The organism is Bacteroides sp. AM37-9 (genome assembly GCF_003603455.1).
Lineage (GTDB): Bacteria > Bacteroidota > Bacteroidia > Bacteroidales > Bacteroidaceae > Bacteroides > Bacteroides xylanisolvens.
Genome location: NZ_QTNF01000045.1, coordinates 24365 through 43564 on the forward strand (window position 1 = coordinate 24365; position 19200 = coordinate 43564).

The 19200-nt window shown below is 42.5% G+C and carries 15 protein-coding genes; 3 read left to right on the plus strand and 12 right to left on the minus strand.

The genetic code is table 11. From position 1 onward, the window contains the following. Positions 1-76: 76 nt before the first annotated feature. Both DW862_RS22805 and DW862_RS22810 read right to left on the minus strand, forming a co-directional pair. Positions 77-1642 carry an ATP-binding protein gene (locus DW862_RS22805; RefSeq protein WP_120070636.1) on the minus strand — a complete coding sequence of 522 codons (1566 nt, stop codon included), beginning with the start codon at positions 1640-1642 and terminating at the stop codon, positions 77-79. A gap of 89 nt (positions 1643-1731) precedes the next feature. Continuing rightward, positions 1732-2646, minus strand: coding sequence for a cation diffusion facilitator family transporter (locus DW862_RS22810; protein WP_004312538.1), 915 nt, complete (start codon positions 2644-2646; stop codon positions 1732-1734). 189 nt (positions 2647-2835) lie between these two features. On the opposite strand from DW862_RS22810, the gene DW862_RS22815 reads away from it, so the two are divergent. Next, the gene (locus DW862_RS22815) at positions 2836-5157 is read left to right on the plus strand and encodes a family 20 glycosylhydrolase (protein WP_120070642.1); all 2322 of its coding nucleotides are present in this window, start codon (positions 2836-2838) and stop codon (positions 5155-5157) included. A gap of 171 nt (positions 5158-5328) precedes the next feature. Here DW862_RS22815 and ccsA read toward each other — a convergent pair whose 3' ends face one another. From ccsA to DW862_RS22865, 10 genes are all read right to left on the minus strand, one after another. Beyond that, entirely contained in the window at positions 5329-7428 is a 2100-nt protein-coding gene (ccsA, locus tag DW862_RS22820; RefSeq protein ID WP_008640653.1) for a cytochrome c biogenesis protein CcsA, read from the minus strand. Between the two features lie 19 nt (positions 7429-7447). Further along, positions 7448-8602, minus strand: coding sequence for a Rid family hydrolase (locus tag DW862_RS22825; RefSeq protein WP_008640652.1), 1155 nt, complete (start codon positions 8600-8602; stop codon positions 7448-7450). Between the two features lie 20 nt (positions 8603-8622). Next, positions 8623-9336 (minus strand): cytochrome c, encoded by a 714-nt coding sequence (locus DW862_RS22830; protein ID WP_008640651.1) that lies wholly within the window; start codon positions 9334-9336, stop codon positions 8623-8625. Between the two features lie 23 nt (positions 9337-9359). Next, positions 9360-10574, minus strand: coding sequence for a porin (locus tag DW862_RS22835; RefSeq protein ID WP_117684299.1), 1215 nt, complete (start codon positions 10572-10574; stop codon positions 9360-9362). A 27-nt stretch (positions 10575-10601) separates the two neighbouring features. Then, positions 10602-12032, minus strand: coding sequence for a di-heme oxidoredictase family protein (locus DW862_RS22840; protein ID WP_008640649.1), 1431 nt, complete (start codon positions 12030-12032; stop codon positions 10602-10604). Between the two features lie 110 nt (positions 12033-12142). Next, positions 12143-13297, minus strand: a complete 1155-nt coding sequence (locus tag DW862_RS22845) for an imelysin family protein (protein WP_008640647.1) — start codon at positions 13295-13297, stop codon at positions 12143-12145. Between the two features lie 26 nt (positions 13298-13323). Beyond that, positions 13324-14664 carry a hypothetical protein gene (locus tag DW862_RS22850; protein WP_118407765.1) on the minus strand — a complete coding sequence of 447 codons (1341 nt, stop codon included), beginning with the start codon at positions 14662-14664 and terminating at the stop codon, positions 13324-13326. Between the two features lie 391 nt (positions 14665-15055). Next, positions 15056-15418, minus strand: coding sequence for a DUF2023 family protein (locus tag DW862_RS22855; RefSeq protein WP_008640645.1), 363 nt, complete (start codon positions 15416-15418; stop codon positions 15056-15058). Positions 15419-15451: 33 nt separating this feature from the next. Further along, the gene (gene fldA, locus DW862_RS22860) at positions 15452-15958 is read right to left on the minus strand and encodes a flavodoxin FldA (RefSeq protein ID WP_008640644.1); all 507 of its coding nucleotides are present in this window, start codon (positions 15956-15958) and stop codon (positions 15452-15454) included. Between the two features lie 134 nt (positions 15959-16092). Further along, positions 16093-17268 (minus strand): phosphoribosylaminoimidazolecarboxamide formyltransferase, encoded by a 1176-nt coding sequence (locus tag DW862_RS22865; protein WP_008640643.1) that lies wholly within the window; start codon positions 17266-17268, stop codon positions 16093-16095. Positions 17269-17477: 209 nt separating this feature from the next. Between DW862_RS22865 and DW862_RS22870 the strand changes: the two genes are divergently transcribed. Both DW862_RS22870 and DW862_RS22875 read left to right on the plus strand, forming a co-directional pair. Further along, entirely contained in the window at positions 17478-18182 is a 705-nt protein-coding gene (locus DW862_RS22870) for a hemerythrin domain-containing protein (protein ID WP_120070650.1), read from the plus strand. Then, positions 18172-18783, plus strand: a complete 612-nt coding sequence (locus DW862_RS22875; protein ID WP_120070647.1) for a LuxR C-terminal-related transcriptional regulator — start codon at positions 18172-18174, stop codon at positions 18781-18783. Before DW862_RS22870 ends, DW862_RS22875 begins: the two co-directional genes overlap by 11 nt. Positions 18784-19200: the final 417 nt, after the last annotated feature.

Here is a 19200-nt window from a genome sequence, read left to right on the forward strand (position 1 = left end):
ACAGACGAGAGCAACTGCTGCCTTTTTCATGTGTCACATCATATCCTTGTCTACTTCAAGCAAGTGGCGTACGCTGTTAATCCGTTTCGATTTTCCAGTCTCCAATCGTTCTCGTGGTACTGTCGAAGTTGATGCCGACCTTCACCACTTTCCGGTGGTCTGCCTCATAAGGAATCGCATACCCTTTGCTGTTAATCTGCGCTAAAGCCTCTTCTGCGGTGCCGTTCATTTTAAATTCAAGTATATAAATAGCATCCTGCATTTTGATAACCACGTCCGCCCGTCCGACAGCGCTTTTGACTTCGGTATCCACATATTGTCCCATCAAGCGGAACAGAAGATAGAATATAGTTTGATAATGTTTTTCCTCTTTGTTGTTTAGGTCGTTCGGAATAGAGGCGAAGAAAGACCGGGTGCGTTCAAGGCAAGATTCAAGGTTTCCCTTCATTAAATCACGCACAAAGGACACTACATAAAAGTTGCTTTCGCGCGTAGGTTGGTAAAGATAAGAAGGGATGAGCGACTCGATAAAGCCGATTCTTACTTCCTCGTTCGGGTAGCCTAATGTATAGGTACGAAAGAAAGCATCGTACGACTTGATTGTGAGATAACCGCTTTGGTAGAGCACCGGAATAGGGTCGGTGAGACAATCCGTAGCCTTGTCGAAGTCTTCCGGCTTGGCGTCCATACGGTCGAGCAGCCGGATGTCAAAGTTCATTTGTTGCAGGAGTTCTATCAGAAAGGTAGGGGTACCGGTAGAAAACCAGTAGTTCTCATAACTCTTTTGAGCAAAAGCATTAATCAGGCTGAAAGGATTGTACACATCCACACAGGATTTACTGAAATGATATCCGTCATATTGCTTCTTCAAGTGGGCACACGCCTCTTCATACGTTTCATCGTTGGCTTGTGCCATCTGTTCGACATCAATTTTCATCTGCGTCAGCAGTTCCTGTTCGGTGATACCGCAGATAGTGCTGTAATTGTCGCTCATGCTGACGTTCTGAAGATTGTTAAGTTCGCTGAATATGCTCATCTGGCTGAATTTGCTGATGCCCGTCAGGAAGAGGAAGCGAAGATATTTACCTGACTTTTTTAAGGGGCTGAAGAAGTCGCGCATGATACCACGAATCTCATGCTGCAACTCATGGTTATTGTTACTGTCCAGCATCGGGGCATCATATTCGTCCACTAATACGACAACCTGCTGCCCGGTTTGCTCATAAGCGCGGCGAATGATACCTTCCAGACGTAAACTAAATGTGTCTTCGCCTTCCTGACGTCCGTAGATGTTTTCCCAAAGTAACAGCTGAACATTGATAGATGCGCGAAGTGACTCTGCTTCCATATATTTACTGCCGCTAAAGTCGATATGTAGCACCGGATACACTGTCCAGTCTTTCTCCAACTGCTCCATGTCCAGTCCGTTGAAAAGTTCTTTCTTTCCCAGAAAATAGGCTTCGAGCGTAGAGATGAGCAGGCTCTTTCCGAAACGACGGGGACGACTCAGGAAATAAATCTTATTTGTATTGACGAGTTGATAAATCAGTGCAGTCTTATCAACATATATGTAATTATTATTGCGCAAATCTTCAAAATCCTGTATCCCGATAGGATAGCGCCTGAATGTTCCTTCTTCCATATCAAATTTTTATTAAAATGTGAACGATGAACGCAAAGTTAAGAAAAAGAAGCGGAATAGCTTTCTTTGTTGCCGAAGATTTTCACGTGTCACACCATATCCTTGTCTACCCCGAATTTCTCATCCGTCTGACACTCCCCGGCAGGTTCCACATGCACCAAAATATCATAGACATTATCTATCGAACTTTCAATACTTTTCTCCACCGCCCCGGCAATCTCATGCGCTTGTGTAATCGTTATCTGCGGATTCACCTCTATATCGAGCGTAATGATATACCGGTTTCCTATCATTCTCGACCTGACCCGGTGCGGATTACTTGCTCCCGGCACTTTCTCGACAGCTTCGAATATCTTATTATACACATTGACATCCTTCACGCCATCCATAAGCTCCACATTCGAGTCGAGAAAAATACCAATGGACGACTTGATGATAAAGAGGCTGATTATCAATCCCGTTATCGAATCGAGTATCGGCAATTTGAATATAAAAGTAAAAATCAACCCTAATAAAACTCCGGCCGAGATGACAACATCATTACGCATATTTATCGCATTCGCCGTCAGCATGGAACTGTCTATTTTCTTTCCCTGTTTGTACTGGTACGAAGCCAGCATCAGTTTGCCGACAATAGAGAATATAGTCACATAGATAGCGATAGCCGATGGTATCTCTTTCACTTCATCTGAAAAGATGCTTTGAATGGAAGATATCAGCATTTGCATACCGGCATAAAATATCACCAGTGACAGAATCTTTGTCGCGATGCCTTCCGCTTTCTCATAACCAAATACATATTTCTTTGAAGGAGGACGGTTGATGAGGCGTGCCGTAAAAATCATAACGATAGAGATAACGACGTCGGTTGCCGAGTCGATACCGTCGCCTACTACCGCCAAACTACCGGCCCATAAACCGATGAAGATTTTTGATGCGGACAGGATTGCATTGCCAATGGTGCTAATCCATGAGGTTTTGATTAAGATGTTCTCTCTTGACATTGAAGTGACTCTTTATAATTAATTGTTTGATTGAGATTGGCTAGCAAAGATAAACATTTATAGGAGTCTGTGACGTCAAGTCGCAAAAAAAACTTTTTCCGGGCTTTTAGTAGTTTCTATGTTTTAGTTGTATTATATATAGATGGTCAATTAAAGACAGGACAAATCATTTATTAAATAGTTAACCGCATGTTCAAAAAACTAAGTAGTTCTTTACTCATTGTATCAGCTTGTGTTTTTTCTTCTTGTACGCCCACCGTCAAGCAAGAGATTGCAATCCTACCTACCCCCGTTAGTCTGACCGAGCAGTCTGGCTCGTTTGTTTTAAAAGATGGAATGAAGATTGGGGTTTCCGATCAGTCCTTGTTTCCGGCTGTCGGGTATCTGCAGGAGATTCTTCGGAATGTCATATCGTCTTCTGTTGAAGTCACTACCGATCAGAATCAGGTAGATATGTATTTCCAGTTGAAAGATACCGGTGGAAAGCCCGGCTCTTATAAACTTGAGTCTACACCGGAGTCTGTTCGGGTAGAGGCAACTGACTATTCGGGCTTTATTTCTGCGATTACTACTATTCGCCAGTTGCTTCCTGCAACGATAGAAGTACAGGGAGAAAAACAAACTTATTCGATTCCTGCCGTGCAAATAGAAGATGCCCCCCGTTTTGAATGGCGTGGATTTATGCTGGATGCTTCCCGTCATTTCTGGAATAAAGATGAGGTGAAGCATGTACTGGATCTGATGTCTTTGTATAAACTCAATAAATTCCACTGGCACCTGTCCGACGACCAAGGTTGGCGTATAGAGATCGAGAAGTACCCGTTGCTTACGGAAAAAGGGGCCTGGCGTAAATTCAATACGCAGGATCGTACCTGTATGGCACGTGCGAAAGAGGAAGATAATACCGATTTCCTGATTCCGGAAGATAAGATACGCATTGTGGAAGGAGATACGCTGTATGGAGGCTATTATACTCACGATGATATCAAAGAAATTGTAGCCTATGCTGCACAAAGAGGAATTGATGTCATTCCCGAGATTGATATGCCGGGACATTTCCTGGCGGCTATCGGTCAATATCCGGAATTGGCGTGCGACGGATTAATCGGGTGGGGGGAAACATTCTCTTCTCCTATCTGTCCGGGTAAAGATACAACGCTGGAGTTTTGTAGGAATGTGTTCAAAGAAATTTTCGAGCTTTTCCCTTATGAATATGTGCACATGGGTGGTGATGAAGTGGAGAAAGCCAACTGGAAGAAATGTCCTCTCTGTCAGAAACGTATTCGTACGGAAAAACTGGGTTCAGTAGAAGAGCTTCAGGCATGGTTTGTACGTGACATGGAGAAATTCTTCCTTGCCAACGGAAAGAAACTTATTGGTTGGGATGAAGTGGTAACCGACGGATTATCTTCCGATGCTGCTATTACATGGTGGAGAAGTTGGGCGAAAGACGCGTTGCCTACGGCGACCGCACAAAAGCAGAAAGTGATTGCTTGTCCGAATGAACATTTCTATTTTGATTATGCGCAGGATCAGAATTCAGTAAAGAAAATACTGGCGTATGATCCGTGTGCGGATGAACGGTTATCACCGGAAGAGAAGAAATACATCTGGGGTGTACAGGCTAATCTCTGGGCTGAATGGATTCCGACTATGAAACGCATTGAATATCTGATTGTTCCCCGCATGATTGCATTGAGCGAAATAGCTTGGGCAGAGCCGGCTGCTAAACCAAGTCTCGAAGAGTTTTATCGTCAGCTTGTTCCGCAGTTTAAACGGATGGATGTGATGAGGGTAAATTATCGTGTGCCCGATTTGCAGGGATTCTATAAAGTGAATGCATTTATTGATGAAACAGCAGTTGACTTGACTTGCCCGTTGCCCGGCACTGAAATACGCTATACGACAGATGGAAGTATGCCTACCAAGGAATCAGCTCTTTATGACGGTGCTTTGGAAGTGGAGGAGACTACCGATTTTGCTTTCCGTACTTTCCGTCCGGATGGTTCTCCATCGGATGTGGTGCGTACCAAGTATGTAAAGGCTCCTTATGCGGAGGCGGTGACTGCTCCGGCTGCTTTGCAGTCCGGCTTGAAAGCAGTATGGCACGATTTTCGTGGTAATCTTTGTGCGGATATTGAAGCAGCTCCTGTCAAAGGGGAGTATGTGGTGGAATCGGTATCTATCCCCGAAGAGGTGAAAGGAAATATCGGTCTGGTGTTGACCGGCTATCTGGAAGTTCCTGCCGATGGTATCTATACATTTGCCCTTCTATCGGATGACGGTAGTACATTGACGCTTGACGGTGAATTGCTGGGAGATAATGACGGTGCACACTCATCGGTAGAGATTATTGTGCAGAAGGCATTGAAAGCCGGATTGCATCCGATAGAGGTTCGTTACTTCGATTGTAACGGAGGTGTATTGCAGATGGAACTGGTGAATGAAAAAGGTGAAAAAGAAATGCTGCCGGGTGCGTGGTTGAAACATGAGGTGCACGCACGTGTGTGAAACTGGATGGGTAAAAGAGGGTATCCTTTTGTGAAGTGCACCCTCTTTACCTCTTTTAGAATACATCATCTATTCATATTCCAAAATGAATACATTAATGTTTTTTCAACTTAACAACCAAATAAAAGAAATGCGGGTGAATCACTTCGGCCGATTCTTATGTATGGTGGTTCAGGAGTTTGCATAACTATGCATCCCGCCAAGAACATAATTCACTCCGAAATAAGTCATTAAGACTGTAAGGAAAGCAAGAATCATATAAATATGGAAAAATAAAGGCTTGCGGAAAATGCGCAGGCTTTGTGAATGGAAGGCTGCTCCATATACAAGGAAGGTAATCAGCGCCCATACTTCTTTCGGGTCCCACGCCCAGTATCTTCCCCAGGAAACGTTTGCCCAGACTGCTCCCAAAAAGATGCCTGCCCCTAAAAAGAACGTCGCAGGATAGAGTAGCAAACGGCTGACTAGCGTCAACTGTTCTATCCGGTTATCTTGTCTGTCGTCATTTTCAGAGACATTGTTTTCCGGCTCTTTTTTTCGGAGACATAATGCCAGTATTCCGTTTAGCATGATAAATGCCAATAGGGCATAAGACATCATAATCAATGAAACATGAATGCTTAACCACGGAGAGACGAGCACCGGCATTAATGGCGTTATCTGCGGATTCATTTGTCCCAGATAAGAGACTAACAACGCAAAGCCGGAGAGCAAGAATCCGAATGGAAGTACGAATGAGAATCTTCGATGGAGCAGGCAGGCTACCAAGAGGATGCAGAGTGCCATAAACTGCATGGTTTCGTAACCGTTGCTAAGTGGAATGCGTCCGCCAATATACCAACGTAGGCAATATCCTGCTAAATGGAATATGAAAGCAAGATAGAGCGCAACAGAAAAGAACGCTCCTGCTGTGCGGGTAATCGCTTTGGCTTTCGGTGAGAGTACCCTTCTTCGCAGGCTGTACTGAAGCAGAAGCAGGAAAGACAATACTCCCAATGATAGATTAATCATAAAAAGAATCTTGCTGAACGGAATCCGGTTGTAGAGTAGTTCGGCTTTTATTTCCAGTTCGGAGAGTGGTTGCACGCTGCCATCAGTGGGTAATGGCTGAATGAATGTTCCTTTTTCCAGCATCAGGATCAATCCCACTTTTTCGTCCGTTTCTTGGATGGCTTTGGCGAGTTTGCTACCTTTTCCCTGTTCTTGTTGCCAGGTTTTCTGAAGACGGTAGACCGGACCGTCAAATAAATCGGTTAATCGGGCGTAAGGTGTCTGTAAGTTTAGCAAATGCTGCAACTCTGTATTTTTGATGTATATCAATGGTTCATTTCTCCATACTTCCGGATAGAGTAGCCAGCCACCAATTACCTGTTCAGGCGTCAAACCTTTATATGAAGCTTTGCCTGTCAATTTCTGAATGAAATCGCGCGCCAATGTATTGAATGGTACTACTCGGTCGTGATAAATGACCTGTTCTTGTGCCAAACTGTCTGCTTGTACCCGTTTCAGTGCCGGGAGAAGTTTTTTTTGTGCTTGCATACTACCTGCAAGACAGAAGAGGAACAATAGAAATACACCTCCTTTTTTCAGTAGCGGGTGACTTAGCAGGCGTCGGAAATCGCCATAGCGGGAAAATAATAACCAGATCATGGAGATACCGAGCAGAACATATCCTGCATACGTAACTCCCGTACCCCACGGGTCATAATTGACAGTCAGCCAACTCCCTTTTCCATCATCATCGAAAGATGACTGATAGAAACGGAAACCTTGTAATGTAAATATACGGTTCATTGAAATCTGTTCGTGTGACAGAACATCTTTTTGTCCGGGAAGAGAGTAGGTGATATAACTGATGTAGTCTGCCGGAGCTTCAGTTCCGGGATAGTATGCTATACGAAAACTATCCAGCTGTATTGTGAATGGCAGGTCTGCTTCTCTTCCGCTTTCCGACTCCTGAAAACTACCTGCCGTCACTCCCGGCAGTAAATGTACGTATCCTTTTTTACTGCCGGTAAACGTAATCATGGCCCCCACCAGGATAACGAGGAGGGAGCCATGAAACAACAATATGGGGAACCGTCGCCATAAAGCACGTCGGATGAGAGCAACAAGTGCAATTGCGGCAATAACTCCCCACAAACAACAAAACCAGCATGTATGATATATATTTCTCTCTACAAAATCTGTCCCATACGCTTGCTCTACAAAAGTAGCTGCAGCGAGTAGTCCCACCAGACAGATATATAAGATAATAAGTAACCTTTTCAACGGTATAATCTTTTATGATTTAAAATGGAGCGTACCCCTTGTTCTTACATTCTTTCACTCCCATACATTCCATCTCAATCAACCATCCGGGGCGACATACCGGAGCATGAACAAATACTTTGGGAGTGTGTGGGAAACGTTGGTCATACATTGCTTTAACGACTGCATAGTCGGCTATATCACGCAAATATACAATCATTTGTCCCAAATTTTCAAAAGTGCATTCTGCTTCTTTTAGCAGGGTTTCCACATTTTCCCACATCCGTTCTGTCTGTTTGCGAATGTTGCCGGGATATACCACTTCGCCTTTGTTGTTGATGCTTGCCGTACCCGAAATAAATATCTGGCGGCGGTCGCCATAATCTACATACGTGCCACGTTCAAAACTTACTCCATATTCATAAGTCGGATTCAGGTGGGTAGGTGCATAGAGAAAATGAATCTGTTCCGGTTGTAATCCTGCTACGGCATAAGTATCCATTTGTACCAGTACTTTCGGATCGGCATGGCGACCGCCGATACCGGTGCTGGAAATGTAATGTGTTTTTTCTGTCAGGTTTTGGGTAACGAAAACTTCATTACGCGCTTTCACTACTCCGGCATAATTCACGTCTACATTTTGTACAAAGAACCATGTGCGGATACAATTGTCCGCCAGTCTGCAACCTTGCTCCATGAGTTGCATCACATAGTCGTTCAATAACAGGCGGGTCTGGTATTCCGAATTGGCGGCACGATTGAATGCGCTACCACCCCAAAAGTGGCGGTAGGCACTGTGCTTCACCTCGAAAAGCCCGTTATGCAGGACTTGCGTCTGTACGTCAGTCAACAGATAGACCCATAAGGCAATCTTGGTTCCGTCCAGCGGGGGCTGTTCCACAATGGAAAGTGTGCAGCCCGAACCTTCAGTTGTCAATGCCAATAGTGTATCTGCCTGATTGGCGGCGTCACTTAAGAAATAGCGTTTGAGGATGGCGACTGCTCCTTTCAGTTCTTGGGTAAGTAAATAGTCGTAAGTGTTTAATACTGCATTCAGTTGTTCTTCGTATGTATCTTCCGGTTTAGTAGAATGAATGATGATGTGATACTCTGAAGCTTCTCCTCCTGCATTGTATTTAAAAATCTCTGTTAGTGTCTTTTCAGACTGAATATTCTGTTGTTTTTTGTTGTTCATATCAATTGTATAATAACTATTTATTCTTGTGCGCCGTTATTGATCCAATCGTCAATAAGGGTCAAAATAGGGGATGACAGTATTTCTTTAGAGTGATCGTATCCCCAAGTTGAACTAATAGTGGTATTCAATAATGTATGCAATACACTTTCTTGTGCACTGCCTGGCTTGACAAGTAACATACCGTCTACTTTCTTTGACGGATGGTTGACGAGTGCCTCATAGCTTTTGCCCTCTGTCAGATACAGGTTGCCTGCTGCCGAACTACCTCCACCATGACAGTGGGCACATGTAGTATTAAATACTTTTTCCTGAATGCCATGATACATACCTGCATCCACAGTTCCCACATCCATAAGAATAGTGTCGTCAACTGCCGTAAGATCGTCCATTGACCGAAAGCTGATTACTCGTTTTCTTAATCTATTAATAACGCATAACTCAATAGTGGTTACTTTGTCACTGACTCCTGTCATGGTTACCTGAATCTCATCATTTTCGACCGCCGGAATTGTTTTTGTGACAACGGCATACTCGCTCTCATCACTGAAGCCTGCCACTACAACACTATAACCATCGGGCCATTTATTGATACCACTGATTCTTCCGCTCATTCTCAATGTGCGTCCTTCTTCTGACAGGGTCTCTGTTTTTTCATAAATACGTCCGTCATCACATGACGTGATATATGCCAATAACAGTAGACAGCCACCGAAAAGAATGTATTTTTTCATAAACAAATCCTTTCTTGTGCTATTTAGAATGTATATTGAAGTAGAATACTGGCCGAATGTACTGCCAAACCTAAATCATCGTTATCCCGATCGAGTTGGGTGTCATGACCTTTGCGGGCAATATACTGGTACATAGCTTGTAACTTCAAGTTGCAGTTTTTGAAGAAATAGTTCATGCCTACGGCTGGCATATTCAGGAAACCATTGGTGTCCATTCCGTTACGATTGAAGAAATCATAACGTGCGGCTGCCTGCAGGCGGGGAGCTATAAAATAACCACCTTGTACATAACCGCCCAGGTAATTATATGACTCGGAAATCTTTTGTCTTTTTGTAAAACCTACATTCATATAATAAACTTCAGCACCCAGATAAAGTTTGTTTTTTAGCATTGCAAACTCTAATCCCGCACGATAATCATTGGTACTTTCATTTTCACTTTCTACATTAATAGAAGTAGAAATACCAAACATAATTTTGTCTTCATTCAGCCTGTTCGGATTTCCCTGTGTGGCAGGCATCACTCCCTTCGGCATATAAGTGAAACGTCCGGCATACAGTAAAGACGGAATGTGCCAGTCATCGCTGAATGTCTTTGTCGCGGTGTTGACAGAAGCGCCCGTACCATTGAATAGACCGATTTCATACCCGAATTTGTCAGCCACTAAACCGTGAATCTCTACCCCTAAATCGAATCCGGTGCCAATGTTAGGTGTTACCGCATTCAAGGAGTAGGGGAGGATAACGGGAGCAGTGAGTGATACTGGTAAATTGGGTAACAATGTTTCTCCCAGTGTTGTCAGATAGGCATGTGAGAACGGAGTCTTGAATTTACCGACCCGGATGGCAAATTGCTTTTTCAGCTGAACATCAAACCATGCCTGTTGAAGTAATGCGCCTCCGCTGGCTGCCGCATTGATGGAAAGGTTGAAAGATACTTTATCGAAAGCCTTTCCGGTGAACCCGAGTACAGCGTAAGGAACGGAAAAACCGGAGTTGGCTATGTTATCCTGATTATATGCCTTATCTAGTCCTTCATCGTCGTACCAATTGAAGTTTGCACTGGTTTGTACGAGCAGATAGGGTTTGAATACGAAATCTCCCTTCTTGGTTTCGATCGTGAATCCTTCTCTTCCAGCCAATGATACTACACCATTTTCTGTATCTTCTTCATGTTGCGCCATTGCAGCCAAAGGCATGATGGCAGTCAGCATGGCAATGATTATAAATTTCTTCATAATTGCTTTGTATATACTACTTTTAGTTTAAAGTGAATTTAAAAATGCGATCAGCGCATCGCGGTCTTCTTTACTCATGTTTTTAAATAAGTTCTTCGATGCTTCTCCTTCTCCGCCATGCCACATGATAGCTTCTGTCAGATTGCGGGCACGGCCGTCATGTAGGAAATAAGTATGCCCGTTGACCTTTTCTTGCAGGCCAATTCCCCAAAGAGGGGTAGTGCGCCATTCGTTTCCACGTGCCAGGCCGCTTACGTAGTTGTCATTCAGGCCGACTCCCATAATTTCCGAACCCATGTCGTGTAACAGATAATCGGAATAAGGGTGAATGGTCTGACCGCCCAGCCACGGGAGTTGGGTATTGTTTAATAACACAGTACCGCGTGGTTTGGTATGCAGGGTCGTCACATGACAAAGATGACATTTGGCTTTATAAAAGTTTTGTTCCCCTTTGATTACTTGCGGATCGTTTATATTACGCCGGGCGGGTACGCCGAGACTCTGCATATAGAGATCTACATTTTCCATCTCTTCTGTGCTGACATCCAACTGGTCATAAGAAAGTCCCATCATGCTGCCTTGGTTGACTTGCGTTTGTCCTTCGCAGATTTCTTCCGGATAGCGGCTGTTGGTAACACCCATATCACTGGAGAATCCTAACTCTACCGTTAAATCGGCATGTTGGGCTTTGTTGCCGGACAATCCCAGACATCTTACTCCCCGTTCGGTGATGTAATTACATCGTCCGCTGATTCCATATTCGGGATAATTGCTTTTTGCTGCGAGTGCTTCAATTTCAATGGGATCTAATGCCATCATCTGTCCCATACCTACGTGACGTAATGGAATACGTACGGTGCAAAACAAATCTTCCGGTTTGATCTCTTCGGCATACCATTCGGATATGCTATACTGCGGTTTGCAAAGCGTGTAGGCTTCTCCATCAGGGAAAGAAAATGTTTCGTAAGTGTATTCTACGGATAGTTTGCCTTCCGGTTGTACTCCGTAGATTGCCTGGTCATGAAGCACACGGCCATAATCCTGAAAGAAAGCTCCGTTCTTACGGGATATGTAAACCAGCATGGAGGAGAAACCATAGCTGCCCGATCCGCCCTCTGTCCATAAAGAGGGTTTAGTGCGCCCTGCATTCCGGTGGCAGCTGCCGCACGAGTAACCGGCATAAACAGGTCCGAGACCGCCACCATGCCCGTTGTTGCTTGTACGTACATCGTCATATAGCCTGTCGCCTCGGGTGAAGCGTACGTCATATGCTCCTGTTATCCAATCTGCAGGCGTATCATAAGCAACGGATGAACTCAAGAAAATGGTTGATGTTCCGGCTGACAGGGCATAGCCTTCCGGGATTTCGATATCCAATACGCCAATTCCGTCGTCATCACAGGCTGAGCATGCCAACAGGCAAAAAATAGAGAATGAATATTTTAGAAAGTGATTCATTGTTTATTGACTTTATTTCAATAATATGTTTTAAACATACCAAAGAAGTAAAGGTGGATGATTGACTTCCAACCTTTACTTCTCAATAATATCTTAGCTAAGATAAGTCTTTATTGTACTTTACGTGGTTCACCGTTTTTGTAGAGAAGGAATTCTAATGTGTGGAAACCGCGTACATTCTGTGCCGACTCAACAGCGGCTTCATCATCATTTTCATTCCATTCAAGATCACTCCAGCTTTGAGAATTCAGAATTTGCACGATGGCATTCTGGTCTAAAGGCCAGCTGTCCATGTTAGGATCAAGTCCCATCTCGTCTACCGGACCGAACAAGAAGGCTTCGCTCTTTTCCCATGGCTCACGTGCGGTGATCCAAGCTTCACAGGCTTTATCGAAAGCGCTATTTGACGGGTTGTCTGCAAGAGCTATTACTGCATTGTAGAGAGCATCGTTCTTTTCTTTCAAGCTTTTATAGGTAGGTACTACTACTGCATCTACATATTGCATTACCACAGGATTCAGTACGGCGTCGGTATTGATGTTGTTGGCATTATTGGCAATATAAGATTTTAAGTCATTCTTCAATATACTTTCCAGTTCGGCACAAGCATCCATTGCTGCTACTGTTTCATTACTGGGTATATGATTACGGAAAGGTTGCGGAATATCCTGAATGGCTTTTGCCGCTTTTTGAATGGCATTCTTTACATTAGTATCTAAGGATGGATTAACACCGGCGACTACAGTTGATAAAGAGTTAGCATTTATACTGCCGTCTAAAGAACCGTAATACGCATTCCGGATGGAGTAAATGTTGTTTGTATAATCATCACGTGAATGCCAGCTGTACCAGGATTCCACAGCGTACAATGCTTCTTCTGTATTTCCCGCTTTGTATAAGTTGTACGGATCACCAATCTTGGCGGTACCGACTTCGTTGGCAATTTCCGCGCATTTATCTACGATTTCTTCTACACAGCTCAATGCACTTGCATAAGGAGAACCGTTATGAGCCTTAAAGAGAGAAGCATAACTGTCGCCTCCTTTATAACTTGAGTTCCATGCGTTATAAAGATTGGTTGCATCTGTTTTTAAAAGTGCTGCTACATTTCTCATGTAGTTATGCCAGCTTGATGCGTTTTCAGAAGTGTAATCGATGTTAGCAGGATCTACTGTCGGGTTGTCATCGTCACTGCTACAAGAAGTAGTTGTAAATGCTAATCCCCATATGAGGGCTGCAACATAAAAGAATTTTGTTTTCATCATATAAAAATTAAATAATTGATTATTTGTTATTTCTTGATAAACCATCCTATATAGGCTATTCCAATGGAAAATTCGTTTTCACTGTTATATGCTTTTGAAACGCCAAAAACTTTGTTGGTACCAATCTGACGGGTGGCATAGTCAGCTTTTATCACTAAGTTTGGCAACGCATACCAATTTAATCCCGCTGTCCACATACTTACTTGGCAGCGTTTTTCCATCGTTTGCCCTTTTTCTCCTTTTTCTTGTGGATTGTAGTATTCATAGCGGGCAAATGGATAGATAACCGGAATCTTTTTATTGCCTCCGAAGACTGAGCGGATATTGATACCGGCTTCTGCTGCATAGCTTACAGCATTCTTAGCTACCGGTGCCAGACGACTGTACGGTGATTTATTGGATAACTTGACATTTGCTTGGCTCACTCCCAAAGAGTTTCCTAAATTTCCATATAAAATATTACCACGTGCCGTTACATATTTATTGCGATATTGTGCATCTGCGGTGAAGATTCTTACCGGAATTTTTCCATAGCTTGAATAAGTCTGTTCCTTGTCGGAATTGGCTCCTGCATCTGCGCAATAATAGAATGAGGCACCTACACGTAAGCCGGGAACTCCTTTATAGTCCAAGCGGAATACATATGCGGGAGAAGTGAAATTATCTTCTTCAAAAATTCCCTGTTTACCACTGCCTACCCATGTATTGCGATCGAATCCGTTAGGGTTCAGACCTGCTACAACCATAGCTTGGTAGTCAAAACTGGCATAACCTTTTCCAAAGGAACCAAAGATTTCCAAACCATTTTCATGCCAGGTAGAGGGCAGAAGGGTGGTTTCACCCTCCGGACGTGAAGTTCCGAAGAAATTGATCGGTTCATGGTGTGCGTTGGTCAGTCCTACCGGAACAATAATATGTCCGGTACGCACGTTGAGGGAGCGATGAATCAAACGTGTGATGTGAAATTGCTCAATAGCCACTTCTCCTCCTTTTTCAACTTCGGTTTCGTATTCACCGTTTTCGGTGTTTTCTAATTCGAAAGCTGTACCTGTTCCACCGGATTCAAACTCAATCTCTGCACCGAGTATCCATTTGGAATTAAACTTATAATCAAAAGCTAAAACGAAACGGGGGATTGAAATGGTATTCCTGTTTTTCTTTGGATTACCATCGTTTCCTCCATAGAAACGGTTGATGCCATAATCTTTAAAATTAGCGACCATTTCACCATATCCACCAAAACGGAATTTAGTATAATCTTCTGTAGAAGAAGAATTACTATTTTTGGAAATTTCTTTTGTCTCCTGTGCTGAATTTGAAAGAGAAGGCAGGAGACATAGAATAACGATTGCGGTTATTTTTCTCATCTTTTTAATAATTTTATCGGTTGCAAAGTTAGATGAGGTTAAAAAATGTGGCAATACCTAATACTAGGCATAGTTATTTCTTAAATTCAGTATATGTAGGTAATTTGAGACTAAAGAGTAAAAGAAAGATAAGTATTGAGAGAATAAAAAAGACAAAGGTATATATTAGTGTGGTAATTTTTACTGATATATACCTTTGCCTGTTGTTAATGTGTAGAGTTGTCCTTCTTGTTTATTTCATCATCGCTTTTGTTTGTATTTGAGTGAATCGTTTCCTTCACAACCAGTCTTTTTGGATATATCTACCATCAGGAAATTGCTCTTTTCAGAAACGATCCGACTCAAGACAAACTACATACAAACAAAGCTAAACTTATGCTAAGGTTATTGCTTAAACTGCCATCTTTATACCTTCTTTTTTGCTGCAATACCGTTTGCACTGCTGGCAGAGGTCATATCCCAGCATGGCCCCCAAAATAAAGTCTTCTTCGGCTGTCAGTTGATTTAAGGGGCGAATGATGATATGCCGCATGGCTTCCATACATTCAGGCTTTCCAAAGAACAGGTTGATTTTATTGGTGCCTACTTCCTGTATCATATAACTGATCTTTTGATTTTTCAATCGGCGGATGGCAAATTCTTCGTGCTCTTTACTCATTGTATAAAGTACCATGTTGCGTACGCCTTTCTTAAACTCATAAATGTGATTAAGAAAAATCCGGATTTCGCCGGGGATGATTCTTTCAGTTGCCATGATGCAAAGTATTCTTTTTATGTTAAGGTAAAATTAGCTGATTTCTTGTTTCACTTGTTCAACCCATGCGCTGATACGTTCGTCTGTCTTATTGTCTTCATTGACTTCGTCAAGCGGAAGCCCTACAAACTTGCCGTCTACAACAGCGATAGAAGAGTCGAATGTGTAGCCTGCAGTGTCTGTTGCTCCACAGAATTTACAATGGGTATCTTTCAAGTCTTCATAAAGAATACCTATTGCGTCACAGAAAGTGTCGCTATACGAGTCAGAGTCGCCGCAACCGAACAGGGCTACAGACTTATGAGATAAATCGCATTTTTTTAAAACTTTTACTCCATCATACCAGTCGTCCTGAAGTTCGCCTGCTCCCCAGGTAGAAGAGCCGAGCACCAATACGTCATATTCATTGACTAATGCCTCTGTTAGTTTGGAAACATCAAATACATGTGCCGAGGGTACATCTAATTTTTCTGCAATTCGGTGGGCAAGGTCTTCTGTTGTTCCGGTTGTGGAACCATAAAATACACCAATTTTATTCATCTTTGATTCGTTTTTAATGTAACGTTGCAAAGATAGAGGGTCTTGAAGAAATAGGAAATCCCCATTTATAATGGAAGATTTGTTTCCTTCTCATTATAAATGGGGATGTATGGAATAAAAAAAGTCGATATTTTTTAATGGTGGAACAAGCGGATGCCTGTAAATGCCATTGCCATATTGTATTTGTCGCAAGTTTCAATCACATGGTCATCACGTACGGAGCCACCCGGTTGTGCAATGTAGCTGACGCCACTCTTATGTGCGCGTTCTATATTATCTCCGAATGGGAAGAATGCGTCTGATCCTAAAGCTACGCCTGTCATTGTATCCAGCCATGCCCGTTTTTCTTCACGTGTCAGCACTTCCGGCTTTTCTGTGAAGAACTGTTGCCAAACACCGTCTGCCAATACATCGTCATAATCCTCCGAGATGTAAACGTCAATTGTGTTGTCACGATCTGCACGACGGATTTTCTCAATCCATGGCAAGTTCATCACTTTCGGATGTTGGCGTAAATACCAGATATCCGCTTTGTTTCCTGCCAGACGCGTGCAGTGGATACGTGACTGTTGACCTGCACCAATACCGATCGCCTGTCCGTCTTTGGCATAACATACCGAATTGGATTGCGTATATTTTAAAGTGATTAAGGCAATGATTAAGTCACGTTTTGCATCAGCAGGGATTTCTTTGTTTTGCGTAGGCATCTCTTTCAAAAGACTCTCATCAATTTTTAATTCATTTCTTCCTTGTTCGAAAGTTACTCCGAATACATCTTTGTGTTCGATAGGGGCCGGACGGTATGCGGGATCTATCTTTATTACATTGTAAGTCCCTTTTCTTTTATTCTTCAGAATTTCCAGCGCTTCGGTTGTGTAGTCGGGGGCAATTACGCCGTCGGACACTTCACGGTTGATAATACGTGCTGTTTCTTCGTCGCAAGTGTCGGACAATGCGATGAAATCTCCGTAAGATGACATACGGTCTGCGCCACGTGCACGTGCGTATGCTGTGGCCAATGGGGACAGCTTCATGTCATCTACGAAATAAATCTTTTTCAGCGTGTCGCTCATTTCTACCGCAACGGCAGCACCCGCAGGGCTGACATGTTTAAAAGACGCGGCAGCCGGCAGTCCGGTAGCTTCTTTTAGTTCTTTCACTAATTGCCAACTGTTGAACGCATCCAGCAGATTGATATAACCGGGACGTCCATTCAATACTTCGATGGGGAGTTCTCCTTCTTTCATGAAGATACGGGCAGGCTTTTGATTAGGGTTGCAGCCGTATTTCAGTTCGAGTTCGTTTGCCATTTTATTAAATATAAAATTACGAGTTACTAATTACAAATAGATAGCGACAAAATTACTAAAAAAAGACTAGCTTGCCTAAAGTTGTGCCACAAAATAGTAGCATATAATTAGTATTTGCTAACGAATGAGGGCATAAAATACCTATAAATGATGATTGTATTTCAGCAAAATATTCCGTTTCTTTGCAATCTCTAATATACATAGGTATGATGGATAATTTACAGAAATACAAGTCAACTGATAAGATGATCGATCTCATCAGCGATAATTATTCTTTGTTGCAAGTGATGAGCCGTTTTGGACTTTCGTTGGGATTTGGTGACAAAACAGTCAAAGAAGTTTGTGAGTTAAATGGAGTGGACTGCCGGACCTTTCTGATTGTAGTCAACTTTATGACCGAAGGCTTTTCCCGGCTCAATGGGGATAAGGATGATATTTCCATACCTGCATTGATTGATTATCTGCGGCAGGCGCATATTTATTTTCTTGATTTTTCTCTTCCGGCTATTCGTCGTAAACTGATCGAGGCAATCGACTGTTCGCAGGACGACGTGGCTTTTCTTATTCTCAAGTTCTTTGACGAATATACACGGGAAGTGCGTAAGCACATGGATTATGAAGAGAAAACCGTCTTTAAGTATGTCGATTCATTGATAAAGGGAAATGCTCCCAAAAACTACCAGATCAGCACCTTTTCCAAACATCACGATCAGGTAGGGGAGAAGTTGACAGAACTAAAAAATATCATTATAAAATATTGTCCCGCCAAGGCAAATGAGAATCTTCTGAATGCGGCTCTTTTTGATATATATGCTTGCGAAGCCGGATTGGAATCTCATTGCAAAGTGGAGGATTATATTTTTGTTCCTGCTATTCTGAATTTGGAAAGGAGGATGAGGGAAAATGAAAAATAATGAGGTCGTTCGAATTGCTATTGCAGAAACTTCTGTAATTATTCGTGGTGGGTTGACTGCTGCGTTGAAGCGTCTTCCCAACGTAAAAGTGCAACCGATAGAATTGTTGTCTGTTGAAGCATTACACGATTGTGTCCGAACGCAATGTCCCGAGATGCTGATTGTCAATCCTGCTTTTGGCGATTATTTTGATGTTGCTAAATTCCGGGAGGAAATATCTGGTAAAAGGATACGTATAATAGCCCTGGTCACTTCTTTTGTAGATGCTTCACTATTGGGTAAGTATGATGAGTCTATTTCAATATTCGATGATTTGGATATTCTTTCTAAGAAAATTGCCGGTTTATTGAATGTGGCTTCTGAAGAAGAAGAGGTGGATAATCAGGATACGCTTAGTCAGCGGGAAAAAGAAATCGTCATCTGTGTGGTGAAGGGGATGACGAATAAGGAGATAGCGGAAAAGCTGTTCTTGTCGATTCATACTGTTATCACACACCGGAGGAATATTAGCAAAAAATTGCAAATACATAGTGCTGCTGGTTTAACTATTTATGCTATTGTAAATAAGTTAGTTACATTGAATGATGTGAAAGATTTATAACCTGTGGAAGTGTTATAAAATACAAAACCGTTTGCGCACACGAAAAATATTCGTACCTTTGCAAAGCAGTTGAGAAATTGCTGTTAGTTTATAAAAGGTATAAAGAAAATATTAAAAAGGTATTAGATTAGATAATTTAAGGTATTAAAAGTTTTTTAGTTTAGTTCAATAGGATAAGTTTTTAATAGAAGGTAAAAGGATAACAATAGGTAAGAGGTTTTTAGGTAAAAAGAAGATTGGTTTTCAGGAAATTTGAGGTATTATGGAAAAGCCTTTTGGCTTTTCTGATGCAGTGGCGAGTGGTTCTATAAAAAGAATTAGCTCGTTTTTTTTATACAGCTTAAAGTCTGTTACAGGCTGATGGGGGCTCACCCGCAATTTCTTGGGGGTAACTATTTGTAGCTTTCTTTAAAGTGA